The sequence below is a fragment of the Cohnella endophytica genome (assembly GCF_003628305.1).
GTDB classification, from domain to species: Bacteria; Bacillota; Bacilli; order Paenibacillales; family Paenibacillaceae; genus Cohnella; species Cohnella endophytica.
This window is the reverse complement of sequence record NZ_RBZM01000007.1, coordinates 275,501-291,136: the sequence shown is the minus strand read 5'-3', so window position 1 is coordinate 291,136 and position 15,636 is coordinate 275,501. Positions and strand designations below refer to the sequence as shown.

Below are 15,636 nucleotides of genomic sequence, written 5' to 3'. Positions count from 1 at the left end.
AGCAGAAACGCATATTTATAACATTACGATCTAGAACCGAGCAACAATAGCACCGTCCTGATCCCCAGGAACGGTGCTATTTGGTACTTCTCTATTCGTTTAACCCCATCCGCTAACCGAGCACGATTCGATCGTCCGACAATTGATGCCCGCTGATCCGTTCGAACTCCCCGAGCAGCTGCGATACGGTCAAGCTTCTCTTCCGTTCCTCGGGAATGTCTAGAATGATGCGGCCTTTATCCATCATGACCAATCGGTTCCCGAGGCGAATCGCCTGTTCCATGTTGTGGGTAACCATCAGAGTCGTCAGCTTCAGCTCGCTGACGATCTCTTCCGTCAACCGGGTAATCAGCTCCGCGCGCGCAGGGTCCAATGCCGCCGTATGCTCGTCAAGCAGCAGAATCTGCGGCTTCGTGAACGTCGCCATCAGCAAACTAAGCGCCTGCCGCTCTCCTCCCGACAAGAGCCCGACTTTCGCGTTAAGACGATTTTCCAGGCCGATGCCCAGACGCTGCAGCTGTTCGCGAAACAGGACGCGCTTGGCGGCATTGACGCCCCAGCCTAGCCCGCGCTTTTTTCCCCGCATGTAGGCCATCGCCAAGTTCTCTTCGATAGACATGCGCGGCGCGGTGCCGGCCATCGGATCTTGGAACACGCGTCCGACCCAACGGCTTCTCCGATGTTCGGGAAGTTGCTGAATCTCGTGTCCTTCCATGAGAACCTCGCCCATATCGGGATTCATCACACCGGAAATGATGTTCATCAAAGTCGATTTGCCAGCGCCGTTGCTGCCAATAACGGTGACGAAATCCCCGGGATTAAACTTCAAATTAATGCTCATCAAAGCGACTTTCTCATCCGGAGTCCCCGGATTGAACAACTTCGACACCTTCACCAGTTCCAGCATCTACGATTTGCCTCCCTTGCCCGCTGCCGTTACTCCCGCTAATTCCAGCGACCTCTTACGCGCAAGGCTTTTTTGCTTGAAAGCGCGTTGAACGGTCGGGAGCACGAGAGCGACAATGACTATGGAGGCGGTGATCAGCTTCAGATCGGATGCTTTCAACCATGGGACGCGCAGGGCAAACGCCACTACGATCCGGTACAAAATGGAACCGAGAATGACCGCAAGAGTCGCGATAAACACTGTTCTTGTCCCGATGATCGCCTCGCCGATGATGACCGAGGCCAATCCGATGACGATGATTCCTACCCCCATCGTCGCATCCGCAAAGCCGGCATCCTGTGCGATCAAAGCCCCGGATACCGCAACCAACCCATTGGATAAGCTTACGCCGACAATCGTAGTCGTATCCGTGTTCGAGCCGAGGCTGCGAATCATTCGCGAATTATCGCCCGTCGCCCTCAGCGCAAGACCCAAATCCGTATGCAGGAATGCATCCAAAAGCAGCTTAATCAACAAAATAGCAACGAGCAAAATGGCAATGTAGAGTCCGATAGGTTTCTTAATCGGAGATAATAAAGTATCCATGTTAATGACGGATACGTTAGGCCTGCCCATAATCCTGATGTTAATGGAATATAAGGCGATCATCATCAATATTCCGGCTAAGAGCCCGTTTACTTTCCCTTTCGTGTGGAGCAAACCCGTACAAGCCCCTGCGATAAGTCCTCCGCCAAGCGCACCTAACGTGGCAAGCCATGGGCTATAGCCATGAGTGATCATGACCGTCGCGATCGCGCCTCCGGTAGCGAAGCTACCGTCGACGGTCAGGTCCGGAAAGTTCAAGATACGAAACGTGATGTAAACCCCCAGTGCCATGAGGGCGAAAAGAAGGCCAAGAGCAATCGCTCCGTAAATCGATGTAAGCATATTCTACCCTCCATAAGAGAGAAAAGGGGTGAACGACAGGCGTCGCTCACCCCGATTCAATTACTGGATCCTATTTTACTGAATAATATTATTGTCTTGATCCTTGACTTGACCCTTCATCGCATCCGTTACAGTTATGCCTTGAGCGGCCGCGGCTTTAAGATTAAGAATGAGATCCAGCTTGTCCGGTACCGTGACTTTCATGTCCGCGGGCTTTTTGCCGTTCTTCAGAATGTCGACGGCCATCTGACCTACTTGGTAACCGTGGTCGTAATATTTGAAACCGACCGTTGCGAATGCGCCTTTCTCAACGGTATCTCTATCGCTGGAGAAGAAAGGAATGTGCTTGTCGTTTGCAATTTGAATGATCGAATCGACGGCGGTAACTACCGTGTTGTCCAGCGTGATGTAGATCGCGTCCGCGCGGCCCACTAAGGATTCCGCCGCTTGCTTGACTTCGGAAGTGTTGGCGACCGCCGCTCTTACCAGCTTGATGTTATGGGCTGCCAAGGCTTTTTCGGCTAGATCCGTCATAATAACGGCGTTCTCTTCGCCTTCGTTGATGACGACGCCTACCGTTTTGACGTTCGTAAAGTTACTTGCGATGAAGTCCATCAATTGAGTGATGGCTTCAGGGTTCGTATCCGAAGCTCCGGAGACGTTGCCGCCCGGTTTGTCCAAGCTGCTGACGATATTCGCTTTCAGAGGGTCGGTTACCGCGGCGAAAAGAACCGGGATATCCTTTACGTTCTGGGCGATCGCAAGCGCTGAAGGAGTAGCGATACCGAGAGCCAAATCGTATTTCCCCGAAGCGATTTTCTGGGCAATCGACAAATTGTTGGCCGAATCCCCCTGAGCGTTATTAAAGTCCACTTTCAGGTTTTCCCCATCGACGATGCCCGCATCCTTAAGCGCGTCCAGGAAGCCTTCGCGGGTCGCATCCAAAGAAGGATGCTCTACGATCTGGGAGATCGCGATAGAGTAGTTTTTCGAACTAGCGCCTTTCGATTTCTCTTTCGCTCCGCATCCTGCCACGGCAAGCATTGCAACCGCTGTCAAAAGCAGTGGCGCCCATATTTTTTTGTTCAAATCCATTACCCCTTTTCGGATTGTTTTTTACTTCTAGGACTCTAACGTTTTAAAGCTTTGGCCATTAAAAGCGAAAAAGAATTACTATCAGTTTAATAGTCTCTTTCACTATTCGTCAATTTATATATTTGCAAGTCCCGAGGATCCCTGTTCGTTCTCTTTGTCATGCCGCGATCGACTAGTTCGTAGAATAGACTGATGGCGCTCGTACGATGACAAGCCGTTACGGAGGGATGGGCATGAAAATTACGTCCGGAGGATTCGAAGCCGTCTATCACGGCAGGGTATTCGCCTATGGCATGAACCCGATCGAAATTACGCTGTCCGAAGAGAACGATCCTCTTAGGTTCGTATTCTGCATCGAGCAAGAAGCCGAACGAGACGACTTCATGACGGACATCCGTCTTGTCCGATACAACGAGGTGCGAATTTCGTGCATCAATTTTCCGAGAGGCAAGCCAACCGGTAACGACGACATGATCCATCTCGGCGTTCTGAACAATCGCAAGCTATCCCTTCGTTACGAGGTGACCATCAATTTCGATCGGACGGCTTGGGTTCTCACCTTTACTTTTTACGCGGGGGAAGGAGTCTCGGAGCATGAATAAAATCGAGATCCAAGACCCTAAAGTCGCCAGCAAGATCATCGCGGCGAACGCGGAGAACGAGAAACGCAAAGCCGAGCTCGGCTTTCTCGGCAAATTTTTCGGCTCAGGGGAGAACGTCCGCTTGTATATCGTCGGCACGATCGCGCTCGGCATTCTTCTCATCGCGTTGGTCTATACGTTGACGCCGGAGAAATACCGTTCGGCCGATTTCGGATTAAAGGATCTATGGACGCTCGTAGTACTCCCAGTCGAATCGACGATTATCGGCTATTTAATCGGATCGAGGTCGAAGGAAACCGGCGGCTGAAGATACCTTGGCCGATGATGTCCGAAAAAAAGGAATGAACGGCGTCCTTGTCGAATTCGTTCGTATGATGAGCCTATCCCATAAAAGATCCATTAAATACATCGTCACGGCGGTCGTTTTTTTCGCCATTCTCCTCGGACTTCGTTCGTTTTGGTCCGGGTTATTCACGACTTTAGACGAACCGCGCGCCGTCAACGGCGTACTCGATTTGCGCGGTTACGATCTGGAGAAGTCCCCCTCCTTCTTTACGGATGGCCAATGGCAGTTCTATCCCTCCGAATTACTCTCGCATCGGGATGTGTCAACGAATGAGAACCGGTTCGGCTATATCCAAGTCCCGGGAGACTGGGGCGGCGCTTTAACGAACGATTCCGGTTCCTCGTACGGGTATGGCACGTATCGGCTTCGCATTCTCATCGACCCGCTCGAGCAGCCCGTCGCTTTCTGGCTTCAAGGCATCCAAGCTTCATCCGAAGTCGAAATTAACGGAGTCCCCTCGGGCGGCATCGGTAAACCCGCCTCCGACGCTCGCGCTTACACGCCCGATAACGTCTCCTATACCGCTTCCTACGGAGTAGAAGGCACGACGGAGATCGAATTGCTTATTCGGTCGGCCAATTTCGACGACCCTTACAATGGCGGACTCTTGCGTTCCATTCGTTTCGGTTCCCAGGCCGCGATCGACTACGCTCGATGGTACTCGATCGGATTTCAACTCGTGACGTTTGTAATCTTGCTGCTGCACGGGCTGTATGCTTGTATTCTCTACCTATTCAATCCGAAAGAACGGGCATTGCTCTATATGGGTCTGTTAATGCTGGCGGTCGGCGTAGCCGTTATCATTGGCCATGATAACGTGCTTCTTCTGTGGCTGCCGCTAAATTATACGTGGGCGATCAAGATCAGATTGATTTTCCTCCTCTGGCAGAACCAATTTATTCTTCTTCTTTTCCGGCGATTCGCGGAATCTCCTCCTCGCAACGCAGGGCTGCGGGCGTACACTGCCGCACTCGTTGCCTTAACGGGATTTCTGTTGGTCTCTCCTGCTTCGACGGCGAACGGAGCGATCGATCTCAAAATCTTTATTGTCGCCTATGCGATCCCGTTCGTCTGGTTTATCTATACGGTAGGAACGATGATTTTCAAGAAGCGGCCCGATAAGGATGCCGTCTTCTTGTTGCTGACGGCGGCGGGCATTATCTCCAACTTAATCTGGAGTGTCGTGGAGTCCGCGAAAGACGTGACCACCGTTTATTACCCGCTCGATATCCTTGTAGCCATGATCGGTTTCTCCACCTACTGGTTCAAGAAGTACTTTCTCCATGCCAAGGAAAACGCCCAACTAAACGAACAGCTTCAGAAGACCGACAAGCTGAAGGACCAATTTCTCGCCAATACGTCGCATGAGCTGCGAACGCCGCTGCATGGCATCATGAATATCGCCCAAAGCGTCGTCGCCAAAGAAAAAGAGAAAATGACCGCGGGTAGCGTAAAGGATATGGAGTTGCTCGTCACCGTAAGCCGCCGCATGTCCCATATGCTTGGAGATCTACTCGACGCCGCGCGGCTTCAAGAACATCGCATTGCGCTCCAGCGCGAGCCCTTGTACGTTCAGTCGATCGTCCCCGGCGTCGTCGGCATGCTGAGCTTCATGATCGAAGGCAAGCCGATCAGTCTGCACACGGCTATCCCGGACGAGCTGCCGCCGGTCATGGCCGACGAGAAAAGACTCGTTCAAATCCTATATAACCTCTTGCACAACGCACTTAAGTATACGGACGAAGGAACGATCGCCGTTAAGGCGGATCTTCGCAACAAACATGTCGTTATTTCTGTCGCCGACACCGGAGTCGGCATGGACAAGGCCACGCAGGCGCGGATCTTCCTTCGTTACGAACAAGGAACCCGCGGCATGAGCGACGGGAGAGGGATCGGCCTCGGATTAAATATCAGCAAACAGTTAGTCGAATTGCACGGCGGCGCGTTAACCGTTCGTTCCGAGCCTGGCCGGGGATCGGTATTCGCATTCGAGCTTCCGCTTGCGCCCGCGTCGAACCTCCCCTCGATGCCGAACCTCTCGCAGCTTCGCGAAACTACGAATGACGCGGAGGAACTGCCCGTTGGATTTACGGTTTCGAGCGACGCAATCGGCGAGACGGCTGCCTCCGCGCTAATGCCGCCTCTATTGCTTGACGGGAAAATGAATATTCTGGCCGTGGATGACGACCCCGTTAACCTGAACGTACTCGCCGGTATTCTTGATTCGGAGCCGTACCATATCGTAACCGCGCATTCCGCTCGCGAGGCGTTGGAATTGCTGGGCACGCGACAATGGGATCTGCTCATTGCCGACGTCATGATGCCGCAGATGTCCGGCTATGAGCTGACCCAGGCCGTGCGGACGCAATACTCCGTATCCGAGCTTCCGGTTCTGTTGCTAACCGCACGGAGCCAGCCTGCCGATATTTACGCGGGCTTCTCGTCCGGAGCGAACGATTACGTGACCAAACCCGTGGATGCGCTCGAGCTCAAATACCGAATTCGGGCTTTAACCGCGCTTAAGCGGTCCCTCAATGAGCGATTGCGCATAGAGGCCGCCTACTTGCAGGCACAGATTCAACCTCATTTCCTATTCAATACCCTGAATTCCATTTTGGCGCTGAGCGATATAGATACGGAAGAAATGCGCATGCTCGGCAATGCCTTCGCTTCCTATTTGCGGATTAGCTTCGATTTTCTAAATACGGGACAACTGGTAGAGCTTTCTCGCGAGCTAGAGCTTGCCGAAGCCTACTTGTATATCGAAAAAGCACGGTTCGCGGACCGGCTTTCCGTCGTATGGGACGTTCAACCCGACATCGGCTTGCTTCTTCCGCCGCTAACGATACAGCCCCTGGTCGAAAATGCGGTGAAGCACGGCCTCCTCAGCAGAGTCCAAGGCGGCACGGTGCATATTCGGGTGGCTCGTCAGGAAAGATCCACGCTCGTGGAAGTCGCGGACAACGGCACTGGCATGGAACAAGATAAGGTTGATCAGTTGCTGAGTCAGAACCTGATGGGAAGAAGCGGAATCGGACTATCCAATACGAATCGCCGGCTTACGCAACTATACGGGAGGGGCTTGTCCATCGTGAGCAAGCCGGGCGAAGGAACAACCGTCTCGTTCGTCATTCCGGACCGAACGTAACTTTATATAAGCAACGCAAAAGGGCACCCTCCCGGGTGCCCTTTCTAATGAACTTATATTCCTACGCGATAGATCCTAGCTTCATAGGGTCTCAGCAACATTGGATCCGTTTCCCCGGCAGGTTCCGGATAATTGCGGATCATAACCTCGCCTAGCTCGGAAATCGCTTTTTCCGGCAACGGACAAAGCGTCTCTTGCTCCGAAATGTTAAGCAGCACGAGCCAATGTTCGTTCTCCAGCTTACGGTAATAAGCATAAATCTGCGGGTGATCCTCTAGGATCGGTTCGAAGCTACCGTATACCATCACGTCATGCTCTTTGCGCAGACGGATGAGATTCCGGTAGTAGTACAACACGGAATCCGGATCGGCCAGGGCTTGCTTCACGTTGATGTCCGGATAATTCGGATTCAACTTGATCCACGGATGACCTTGGCTAAATCCGGCATTGTCCGAATCGTCCCACTGCATCGGCGTTCTCGAGTTGTCCCTGGACAGATGGAGCAAGCTTTCGAACACTTCCTGCGGATCTCTTCCTTTGGCCACTTCTTCTTTATATTTATTTTTCATGGCGATGTCATTGTAATCGTCGATGTTGCCGAATCTTACGCCTGTCATGCCGATCTCTTCCCCTTGGTACACGTACGGCATTCCGGGAAGGGTGTGCAGCAGAGTGGCAAAGCACTTGGCGGATTCCACGCGGTAAGCGGAATCGTTGCCGAATCGCGTCACGAGACGGGTGTGGTCATGATTGTTCAAGAACTGCGAGTTCCACCCTTTGCCCCACATTCCATCGTACCAACGCTTCTGGATTTCCTTAAAACGGGACATATCCCAGTGGGCCATATAATCGCACACTTCGAAATGAAACAAAGTGTTCAACTCGTTGCGATGCTCGCCTGCGTAGAGCACCCCATCTTCCGGCGAGACGAATGGAATCTCTCCTACCGTAAAGATATCGTAATGCCTCAGCACCTTGTCGTTCATTTCTTGAAGGTATTCATGTATGCCCGGATTATTGCCCAAGTAGGAAATCACATCCGGATTGTCCGCGTCCGGGAAGCCCTCTTGCTTCGCGAGAAGATTGATGACGTCCATACGGAAGCCGTCTATGCCCTTATCGAGCCAGAAGCGCATCATGTCATAGATCTCTTCCCGAACCTGCGGATTACTCCAATTCAAGTCCGGCTGCTCCGTCGCGAAGGAATGGAAATAGTGCTCTCCCGTCTTCTCGTCCCACTCCCAAGTAGAAGGAGTGAAGTAGGAGCGCCAATTGTTCTTTTCCTTACGCCAGATGTAATAATCCCTCTTCGGATTATCCTTGGAAGAACGGGACTCCACGAACCAAGGATGCTGATCGGAGGTATGGTTAACGACCAGATCCATAATGAGCTTCAGACCGCGGGCATGGACTTCCTCAAGGAGGCGTTCGAAGGTCGCCATCGTGCCCGCCTTGGCCATCACCGAACGATAATCGGAGATGTCGTATCCGTTGTCGACATCCGGCGACCCGTAACACGGATTCAGCCATATGACATCGACTCCTAAGCTGCGAATGTAATCCAGCTTGTCGATAACGCCTTGCAAATCCCCGTATCCGTCTCCGTTCGTATCGTAGAAGCTCCGCCAATAGACTTGATACACGACCGCTTCTTTCCACCAAGTTTTATTCATGTCGGTACTCCTTTTTGACCCATGATGAGTTCTTTCTTCGTTTGTTTATAGGAGTTGCTAGATCGCTTTAAGTAAGCAATTATAGCATTTATCATCGCCGAGTTCATCCGCGAAAAATAAGATCCCCTTTTTCCGCGAAGCGGGTGTATGCCCGTGACATGCCTAAACGGACCTTTATATACTGATCAAAATATCGCCTCTTTATTAACCAAACGACAAGGAGCGAACCGGATGAAATGGAATGACGGTATAGGTGCCTACGGGGCTTATATTAGCTTGGGTGCAACTTGTCAAACCGCCTATCAGTTGCAAAGGCTTCAATTGAGGAAATTCTCCGGTCCCTTGGATTGGTTTATCTCGCGTACGGTTACGGATGTGTCGCGTCTAATCCAGAATCGTTTTTATGACTTTATGGAATTTGATCGTCTCCAGCTTCTCGGTACGAATGCCGATCACTACGTAGTCCGAGATAATAACTATAATCTTTATTCTTATCACGATTTTCCTATAATCTACCGATGGACGGATGTATATCCCGACTTCAAACAAAAGATGGATCGTCGCGCGAAAGCATTTTTGGCGGCCGCCAAAAACGGCCCCCTCTGTTTCGTTAGAACCGATACGTCCAAGAGCGAGGCCCAACAGCTTTATGCGGCATTGAAAACGACCCTACCTTGCAAATTTCGGCTTCTGATCGTTAACAACATAGACGGCTACCACGAGGTGATACACGAGGATTGGGGACTTCCTTCGATTTGTTCCGTCCACGTGTATAAAGGAGCGGATTGGAGAGGATCCAACCCGGCATGGGATCGGATTATGGAGGGATTCACGCTGAAACCCGACGGCGCATAGAAGACAAAACCGCTCGCTTGTTTATTTGTCGTTATCAATGGTGGTATACTTGTTTCTAAAGAAGGTGATACAGTTGAACCAATCACAGTTGTGCCCGCGTTTCGAGAAAGCTATGGACATTCTAAGCAAACGATGGACGGCTTTGATCATATATTCTCTTCTCCCAGGACCCCAACGATTCAATGCGATTGAATCGTTTTTACCGAACCTAAGCGGCAAAGTATTATCCGAACGGCTTAGAGAACTGGAAGCCGAAGGTCTGATCAGACGCGACGTGTATCCGGAAGTGCCCGTGCGGATCGAATATTCTTTAACGGAAAAAGGAAATGCGCTTTCGCCGCTATTGGAAGGCATCGGCACATGGGCGAAACAATGGATTAATCCCGAGTCTTAGATAGCGATAACCCTTATTATATATTTGCTTCAAGCGAAAAAGTAACGATAAAATTGGGGCTGTCTCAAAAATATAGTCACGTTACAGATGAAATTCCGCACACTTAGCAGAAATCATGGTTAAACCAAAATTGGTGGTACAGGGCAATTATTCCTGTACCACCAATTTTGGTTTTTGGTCAATAGCACGGCTTGCTTGGCGGATTTTGCTTATGGCTTTCTCAAAATCGCTCCTTTGGGGATGGTTGGGTGGTACCTCCATTTTACCAAAGAGCGATTTCTTTTGCGTTTATTGGGGCTTTTTCTTAACTCAATCGATGAAAAAAAAGGGGAAGTATCTCCTGTAGGAGCGACAGCGTTTGCCTTTGGAATCGTGAAATCTCCTTGTTACGAGTTTACCATTTCAGATTTCACGATTCCGACAGCAACCGGAAGGAGATACATCCCCAATAAAATCATAATCGATCTATAAGAAAGTCTTGCGCGTTACAGAAGCTTAAAGTTAGTAAACCGTGAATAAAAAAAGCAGCAGGGGACACATTACTGGTTATGACCTAATAAATGGAAAGAGGCTCCCTCATTCTGCTTCGAACACATAAAACCCAAACAGTCGCTCATTCATTCTTGGCTGCCTCTCTAAAAGGGATTTCTCAAGTCATCTTGATCGAGAATTCGATATCGGGACTTATTATCCTGGCGGCGATCACGATCGGCAATCTTAGTTTAGGGATCATTACGTTACTCTCGGCCATGATCGGGACTTGGATAGGCATTGCGGGCGGGAAAGATCGAACCGCCGCCTATCGGGGTCTATTCGGGTATAACTCCGTATTAACAGGCTTAGCGCTATCGCTATTCCTCAGCGGAAACTTCAGATGGGTAATTGCCTTGGCTGGGGCGGCTATTACCGCTCTGGTTACGGCTGCGGCAATGCATATGATGAGAAATATCGATCTACCCGTGCTCACCTTACCTTATATCCTCTTTACTTGGTTCTTGCTGCTTTCGACATTCTTTCTTGAGAGAGTGGTTTTAAGTCCGGAGCTGGTACCTCAAGATCTTACCCACTGGAGATTTATTTCAGGAGGTGCCGTTGATTGGTTCGGCGGTATGGTGAACGGGATTGGACAAGTATATTTCCAACATCGATTGCCTGTCAGTATCCTCATTCTAATCGCGGTATTCTGGGCGGGCTGGAAGCTTGGGCTTTGCGCGATTTTAGGAACGATTACCGCCTTGATTACGGCTTACGGATTAGGGGCGGAAGAGGAGATGCTGAATCCCGGCCTCTATGGGTTCAATGCCGTACTGACAAATATGGCGGTCGCAGTCGTGTTCCGCACCGCCAAGGGGATTGCTTGGTTCATGGCGATCATCGCCGCGATGGTTACAGTGCCAATCACGGCAGGACTGGGAGTATGGCTCGCCCCCTATGGAATGCCCATTCTGACAATGCCGTTCGTACTCGTGACATGGATGTTTATTGCCGCAAGAAAAACTCTATCGAAGATTTAGTGAGGAAAAGGAGGAACGAATGAAATGAAGCTTTCTGCTCGAGAACAGGAGAAGCTGATGATTGTCATGGCCGCCGATCTTGCGAGACGACGGAAGGATCGCGGCTTGAAGCTGAATTATCCAGAAGCCGTGGCATTGATTACCTATGAGATCATGGAAGGCGCCAGGGACGGGCAAACCGTGGCGGATTTAATGAAACGGGGTCGGGAAATATTGTCCAGCGAGGATGTCATGCAAGGGGTGCCCGACATGATTCACGACATTCAAGTCGAAGCCACGTTCCCCGACGGTACGAAGCTGGTTACGGTTCACTATCCTGTCTGTTAACATACCGAGATCCAAAGGAGATAAGTGATGATACCAGGAGAGTACATTTTGAGCGAAGGCGATATCCTGTGTAACGATGGCAAGGCGACGCAAGCGATTAACGTCGTCAATACAGGCGATCGCCCGATTCAGGTGGGATCGCACTTTCATTTCTATGAAGTCAATCGCGCGCTCCAATTTATTAGAGAAAAGGCGTTCGGATGGCATCTTAACATCCCCTCCGGGGCGTCTGTCCGATTCGAACCCGGCGATGCCAAGGATGTAGAGTTAGTGCCTTTCTCGGGCGAGCGCCGGGTATATGGACTTAATAACAAGACAGAGGGAGCATTGGATAAGGGGGGAGCGAAATGAGCCTGCGCCTATCTAGGCAGCAATACGCGGATTTATTCGGACCAACGACCGGCGATGCCATTCGACTGGCGGATAGCGAATTGTTCATTCAAATCGAGAAGGACCATATGCGGTATGGGGACGAATGTAAATTCGGCGGCGGGAAATCGATTCGGGATGGCATGGGGCAGCATCCGTTGGCGACTCGTGCCGATGGAGCGCTGGATGTCGTGATTACGAATGCGATCATCGTGGATTATACCGGAATCTATAAAGCGGATATCGGGATTCTGGATGGCAAAATATCCGGTATTGGAAAGAGCGGAAATCCGCTGCTGATGGATGGCGTCGATCTGATTATCGGTGCGGGGACCGAAGTCATCTCCGCCGAAGGGCTTATCGTGACGGCGGGCGGGATCGATACCCATGTTCATGTCATTAATCCTTTCCAAGTGGAGACGGCGATCTCCGCCGGGCTGACGACCATGATCGGCGGGGGCACCGGTCCATCGGAAGGATCCAAGGCTACCACGTGTACGCCGGGCATATGGAATATGCATCGTATGCTGGAAGCGGCGGAAGGGCTGCCGATGAATTTCGGCTTCCTAGGCAAGGGGAATGGATCGGCGGAAGAACCGCTTGCCGAGCAAGTCCGTGCCGGTGCCATCGGCTTAAAAATCCACGAAGATTGGGGAGCAACCGCCTCGGCGATAGATCATGCGTTACGCGTTGCCGACAAGTACGATGTACAAGTCGCTATTCACACGGATACGTTAAACGAGTTCGGGTTTGTCGAAGATACGATCGAGGCTATTAACGGCCGCGTCATTCACACCTTCCATACGGAAGGAGCAGGCGGAGGACATGCTCCGGACATTATCAAGATGGCGAGTTATCCCAATGTCCTGCCTGCCTCCACGAATCCGACCAAGCCCTTTACCGTGAATACGATCGACGAGCATCTCGATATGTTAATGGTTTGCCATCATCTAAGCCCCAAAGTGCCGGAAGATATCGCATTTGCCGATTCGCGCATTCGCCGCGAAACGATCGCTGCGGAAGATATTCTACATGATCTTGGCGTAATCAGCATTATGAGCTCGGATTCGCAAGCGATGGGCCGAATCGGCGAAGTGATTATCCGAACGTGGCAGACGGCGGATAAGATGAAGAAGCAACGCGGGAAATTAGAAGGCGACGAAGGCGTCGGGGATAATAATCGCGTCAAACGATATATTGCGAAATATACGATTAACCCGGCCATTGCCCATGGAATTTCCGAGTATGTCGGGTCGATCGAAGTAGGAAAGGTAGCTGATCTCGTCACGTGGCATCCGGCTTTTTTCGGCGTGAAGCCCGAAATGATCATCAAGAGCGGAATGATCGCCCATTCGGTGATGGGCGATGCCAACGCGGCAATCCCGACGCCGCAGCCTATCTTGTTCCGTCCGATGTTCGGTTCGTTCGGGAAAGCGTTGCACAGCACTTCGATCACGTTCTTGTCCCAAGCGGCGTATGATCTCGGATTACACGAACAATTGGGGCTGCAGAAGCAAATACTGCCCGTTCGGGGCATTCGTAATTTGAAGAAACAAGATATGAAGCATAACGGAGAGACGCCGGAAATTTCCGTGGATCCGCAGACGTTCGAGGTGAAGGTGAACGGGGAGTTGATCACTTGCGAGCCTGCCGACGTGGTGCCGATGGCTCAGCGGTATTTTCTATTCTGAGAAAGGGGGATTCCCTCATGATTATCGAGCAAATCATTACCCGCCTTGAGCGGATAAGCCCGGAAGGCGCAGGAAACCGCCATTTAGAGAGAGTCTATTTACCAAGCGACGACTTGGTCAAACGGATTCAGCGTGTCGTTACGGACCACGGGCGAGAATTAGGCATTTCCTTGCGTCAACCGATGGACCTGAGTCATGGGGATGTGCTTTATATGGACGACCATAATATGATCGTGGTAGAAGTGCTCCCGGAGGATATTCTGGTTATCCGGCCGCGGAGTATGCGCGAAATGGGAGACATCGCGCATAAGCTGGGCAATCGTCATTTGCCGGCGCAATTCGAAGACGATCGCATGCTGATCCAGTATGATTACTTGATCGAAGATATGCTCGCGCAAGCGAACATCCCTTATCTTCGCGAGAACATAAAAGTGAGTCAGCCTTTCCGGCATATCGGCCATAGTCATGGATAGCTATTTGTTGTCGCTACTACAGCTATGCGATTCCAATCTGCCTACGGGAGCTTTCAGCCATTCTTTCGGGTTGGAGACTTATATCCAGAATGAACAAGTCTCAAGCAAGATGACATTCGCCCAGTGGCTAGAAGTCTATGTCCGGGAGCAGTTGGTCCATAGTGACGGACTGGCCCTTCGGCTGGCTTATGAAGCCTTGAGCAGAGAGCAATGGGAGCCCCTTTGGATTCTGGACCGCATGATCACGGTGCAGAGCATGGCCCGCGAGAGCCGGGAAGGCGGCATCCGAATGGGTCAGCGAATGGCGCAACTGGGGATGGAGCTTTATTCTATTCCAGCGCTTGCGGTTTACCATGAACATGTGAAGTCGAAGATTGCTTATGGACATCCGGCGATCGTGTTTGCCATCATCGCGCATCACCTGGGTGTTCCGAAGCCTACCGCGATCCTTTCCTACCTCTATTCTTGTACGGCAAGCTTGATCCAGAATGGGGTGCGGGGAATCCCGCTCGGTCAGACGGAAGGACAACGGCTCTTTCAAGAGCTGCAACCTCATTTGATACGGGCAACAGAGAAGATTGAACAGCTAGATGAAGATGAATTCGGGGTCACGCCGCCTGGCATCGAACTGTCCCAGATGAAGCATGAGCGACTGCATGTCCGGCTGTTTATGTCCTAGAAAAAGAGTAGGGAGAGATAACAATGCAACCCATTCGTATAGGCGTCGGTGGACCTGTCGGGGCCGGAAAAACGATGCTCGTCGAGAAGTTAACCCGTCATATGCACGAGGATCTCAGCATGGCTGTCATTACAAATGACATTTATACGAAAGAAGATGCTAATTTTCTCATCAAAAACGGAATTCTTGCCTCGGACCGCATTATCGGGGTAGAAACCGGCGGGTGCCCGCATACGGCGATTCGAGAGGATGCTTCGATGAATTTTGCCGCGATCGCGGAATTGACGAGCAGGCATCCCGATGTCGAAATGATTTTCGTGGAGAGCGGCGGAGATAATTTAGCGGCAACATTCAGCCCGGAGCTCGTTGATTTCTCGATCTATATTATCGACGTGGCTCAAGGCGAGAAAATCCCCCGCAAAGGCGGCCAAGGGATGATCAAGTCCGATTTGTTCATCATCAACAAAATCGATCTCGCGCCCTATGTAGGTGCCAGCCTCGATGTTATGGAGTCGGACACGAAGACATTCAGAGGCAATAAGCCGTTTGTATTCGCCAATTTAAAGGACGATGTCGGTCTGCCGGATATCGTGGATTGGATCAAAGAAAATGCCCTGCTGTCGGGCTTACAATAAT

The 15,636-nt window shown here is 51.2% G+C and carries 16 protein-coding genes; 12 read left to right on the top strand and 4 right to left on the bottom strand.

Annotated elements, in window-relative coordinates:
- Positions 1–112: 112 nt before the first annotated feature.
- The 3 genes from D7Z26_RS17275 to D7Z26_RS17265 form a co-directional block, all read right to left on the bottom strand.
- Positions 113–907, bottom strand: coding sequence for an ABC transporter ATP-binding protein (locus D7Z26_RS17275; RefSeq protein ID WP_120978237.1), 795 nt, complete (start codon positions 905–907; stop codon positions 113–115).
- Positions 908–1,834, bottom strand: a complete 927-nt coding sequence (locus D7Z26_RS17270) for an ABC transporter permease (RefSeq protein WP_120978236.1) — start codon at positions 1,832–1,834, stop codon at positions 908–910. It lies immediately after the preceding gene.
- Positions 1,835–1,909: 75 nt separating this feature from the next.
- Entirely contained in the window at positions 1,910–2,878 is a 969-nt protein-coding gene (locus D7Z26_RS17265) for an ABC transporter substrate-binding protein (RefSeq protein ID WP_407643530.1), read from the bottom strand.
- Positions 2,879–3,162: 284 nt separating this feature from the next.
- Between D7Z26_RS17265 and D7Z26_RS17260 the strand changes: the two genes are divergently transcribed.
- The 3 genes from D7Z26_RS17260 (at position 3,163) to D7Z26_RS17250 (ending at position 7,025) form a co-directional block, all read left to right on the top strand.
- Positions 3,163–3,531, top strand: a complete 369-nt coding sequence (locus D7Z26_RS17260) for a DUF6864 domain-containing function (RefSeq protein ID WP_120978234.1) — start codon at positions 3,163–3,165, stop codon at positions 3,529–3,531.
- Positions 3,524–3,838 (top strand): hypothetical protein, encoded by a 315-nt coding sequence (locus D7Z26_RS17255; RefSeq protein ID WP_120978233.1) that lies wholly within the window; start codon positions 3,524–3,526, stop codon positions 3,836–3,838. Before D7Z26_RS17260 ends, D7Z26_RS17255 begins: the two co-directional genes overlap by 8 nt.
- 64 nt (positions 3,839–3,902) lie before the next feature.
- Entirely contained in the window at positions 3,903–7,025 is a 3,123-nt protein-coding gene (locus D7Z26_RS17250; RefSeq protein WP_199731735.1) for a hybrid sensor histidine kinase/response regulator, read from the top strand.
- A 53-nt stretch (positions 7,026–7,078) separates the two neighbouring features.
- Here D7Z26_RS17250 and D7Z26_RS17245 read toward each other — a convergent pair whose 3' ends face one another.
- Positions 7,079–8,698, bottom strand: coding sequence for a glycoside hydrolase family 13 protein (locus D7Z26_RS17245; protein WP_120978232.1), 1,620 nt, complete (start codon positions 8,696–8,698; stop codon positions 7,079–7,081).
- A 231-nt stretch (positions 8,699–8,929) separates the two neighbouring features.
- Between D7Z26_RS17245 and D7Z26_RS17240 the strand changes: the two genes are divergently transcribed.
- The 9 genes from D7Z26_RS17240 to ureG all read left to right on the top strand — a co-directional run bounded on the left by D7Z26_RS17240 (position 8,930) and on the right by ureG (position 15,635).
- Positions 8,930–9,553 (top strand): DUF1796 family putative cysteine peptidase, encoded by a 624-nt coding sequence (locus tag D7Z26_RS17240; protein ID WP_158602361.1) that lies wholly within the window; start codon positions 8,930–8,932, stop codon positions 9,551–9,553.
- Positions 9,554–9,626: 73 nt separating this feature from the next.
- Positions 9,627–9,947 carry a winged helix-turn-helix transcriptional regulator gene (locus D7Z26_RS17235; RefSeq protein ID WP_120978230.1) on the top strand — a complete coding sequence of 107 codons (321 nt, stop codon included), beginning with the start codon at positions 9,627–9,629 and terminating at the stop codon, positions 9,945–9,947.
- A gap of 560 nt (positions 9,948–10,507) precedes the next feature.
- Positions 10,508–11,461, top strand: a complete 954-nt coding sequence (locus D7Z26_RS17230; protein WP_120978229.1) for an urea transporter — start codon at positions 10,508–10,510, stop codon at positions 11,459–11,461.
- A 24-nt stretch (positions 11,462–11,485) separates the two neighbouring features.
- Positions 11,486–11,788: an urease subunit gamma gene (locus tag D7Z26_RS17225; protein WP_120978228.1), complete on the top strand. Its 303-nt coding sequence runs from the start codon at positions 11,486–11,488 to the stop codon at positions 11,786–11,788.
- Between the two features lie 27 nt (positions 11,789–11,815).
- On the top strand, positions 11,816–12,139 hold the full coding sequence (locus D7Z26_RS17220) for an urease subunit beta (RefSeq protein ID WP_120978227.1): 324 nt from the start codon (positions 11,816–11,818) through the stop codon (positions 12,137–12,139).
- Complete coding sequence (ureC, locus tag D7Z26_RS17215) at positions 12,136–13,848, top strand: urease subunit alpha (RefSeq protein WP_120978226.1); 1,713 nt, start codon at positions 12,136–12,138, stop codon at positions 13,846–13,848. Before D7Z26_RS17220 ends, ureC begins: the two co-directional genes overlap by 4 nt.
- 17 nt (positions 13,849–13,865) lie before the next feature.
- A complete protein-coding gene (gene ureE / locus D7Z26_RS17210; RefSeq protein WP_120978225.1) occupies positions 13,866–14,321 on the top strand; it encodes an urease accessory protein UreE in 456 nt (151 codons plus the stop codon).
- Positions 14,314–15,000 carry an urease accessory protein UreF gene (locus D7Z26_RS17205; RefSeq protein ID WP_120978224.1) on the top strand — a complete coding sequence of 229 codons (687 nt, stop codon included), beginning with the start codon at positions 14,314–14,316 and terminating at the stop codon, positions 14,998–15,000. Before ureE ends, D7Z26_RS17205 begins: the two co-directional genes overlap by 8 nt.
- A gap of 23 nt (positions 15,001–15,023) precedes the next feature.
- Positions 15,024–15,635: an urease accessory protein UreG gene (ureG, locus tag D7Z26_RS17200; protein ID WP_120978223.1), complete on the top strand. Its 612-nt coding sequence runs from the start codon at positions 15,024–15,026 to the stop codon at positions 15,633–15,635.
- The last annotated feature ends 1 nt before the right edge of the window (position 15,636 follow it).

Excerpts from the sequence above, each read along its gene's own strand:
- D7Z26_RS17275 (WP_120978237.1), bottom strand. The coding sequence starts at position 907 with ATGCTGGAACTGGTGAAGGTGTCGAAGTTGTTCAATCCGGGGACTCCG.
- D7Z26_RS17270 (WP_120978236.1), bottom strand. The coding sequence starts at position 1,834 with ATGCTTACATCGATTTACGGAGCGATTGCTCTTGGCCTTCTTTTCGCC.
- D7Z26_RS17265 (WP_407643530.1), bottom strand. The coding sequence starts at position 2,878 with ATGCTTGCCGTGGCAGGATGCGGAGCGAAAGAGAAATCGAAAGGCGCT.
- D7Z26_RS17260 (WP_120978234.1), top strand. The coding sequence starts at position 3,163 with ATGAAAATTACGTCCGGAGGATTCGAAGCCGTCTATCACGGCAGGGTA.
- D7Z26_RS17255 (WP_120978233.1), top strand. The coding sequence starts at position 3,524 with ATGAATAAAATCGAGATCCAAGACCCTAAAGTCGCCAGCAAGATCATC.
- D7Z26_RS17250 (WP_199731735.1), top strand. The coding sequence starts at position 3,903 with ATGATGAGCCTATCCCATAAAAGATCCATTAAATACATCGTCACGGCG.
- D7Z26_RS17245 (WP_120978232.1), bottom strand. The coding sequence starts at position 8,698 with ATGAATAAAACTTGGTGGAAAGAAGCGGTCGTGTATCAAGTCTATTGG.
- D7Z26_RS17240 (WP_158602361.1), top strand. The coding sequence starts at position 8,930 with ATGAAATGGAATGACGGTATAGGTGCCTACGGGGCTTATATTAGCTTG.
- D7Z26_RS17230 (WP_120978229.1), top strand. The coding sequence starts at position 10,508 with ATGGAAAGAGGCTCCCTCATTCTGCTTCGAACACATAAAACCCAAACA.
- D7Z26_RS17225 (WP_120978228.1), top strand. The coding sequence starts at position 11,486 with ATGAAGCTTTCTGCTCGAGAACAGGAGAAGCTGATGATTGTCATGGCC.
- D7Z26_RS17220 (WP_120978227.1), top strand. The coding sequence starts at position 11,816 with ATGATACCAGGAGAGTACATTTTGAGCGAAGGCGATATCCTGTGTAAC.
- ureC (WP_120978226.1), top strand. The coding sequence starts at position 12,136 with ATGAGCCTGCGCCTATCTAGGCAGCAATACGCGGATTTATTCGGACCA.
- ureE (WP_120978225.1), top strand. The coding sequence starts at position 13,866 with ATGATTATCGAGCAAATCATTACCCGCCTTGAGCGGATAAGCCCGGAA.
- D7Z26_RS17205 (WP_120978224.1), top strand. The coding sequence starts at position 14,314 with ATGGATAGCTATTTGTTGTCGCTACTACAGCTATGCGATTCCAATCTG.
- ureG (WP_120978223.1), top strand. The coding sequence starts at position 15,024 with ATGCAACCCATTCGTATAGGCGTCGGTGGACCTGTCGGGGCCGGAAAA.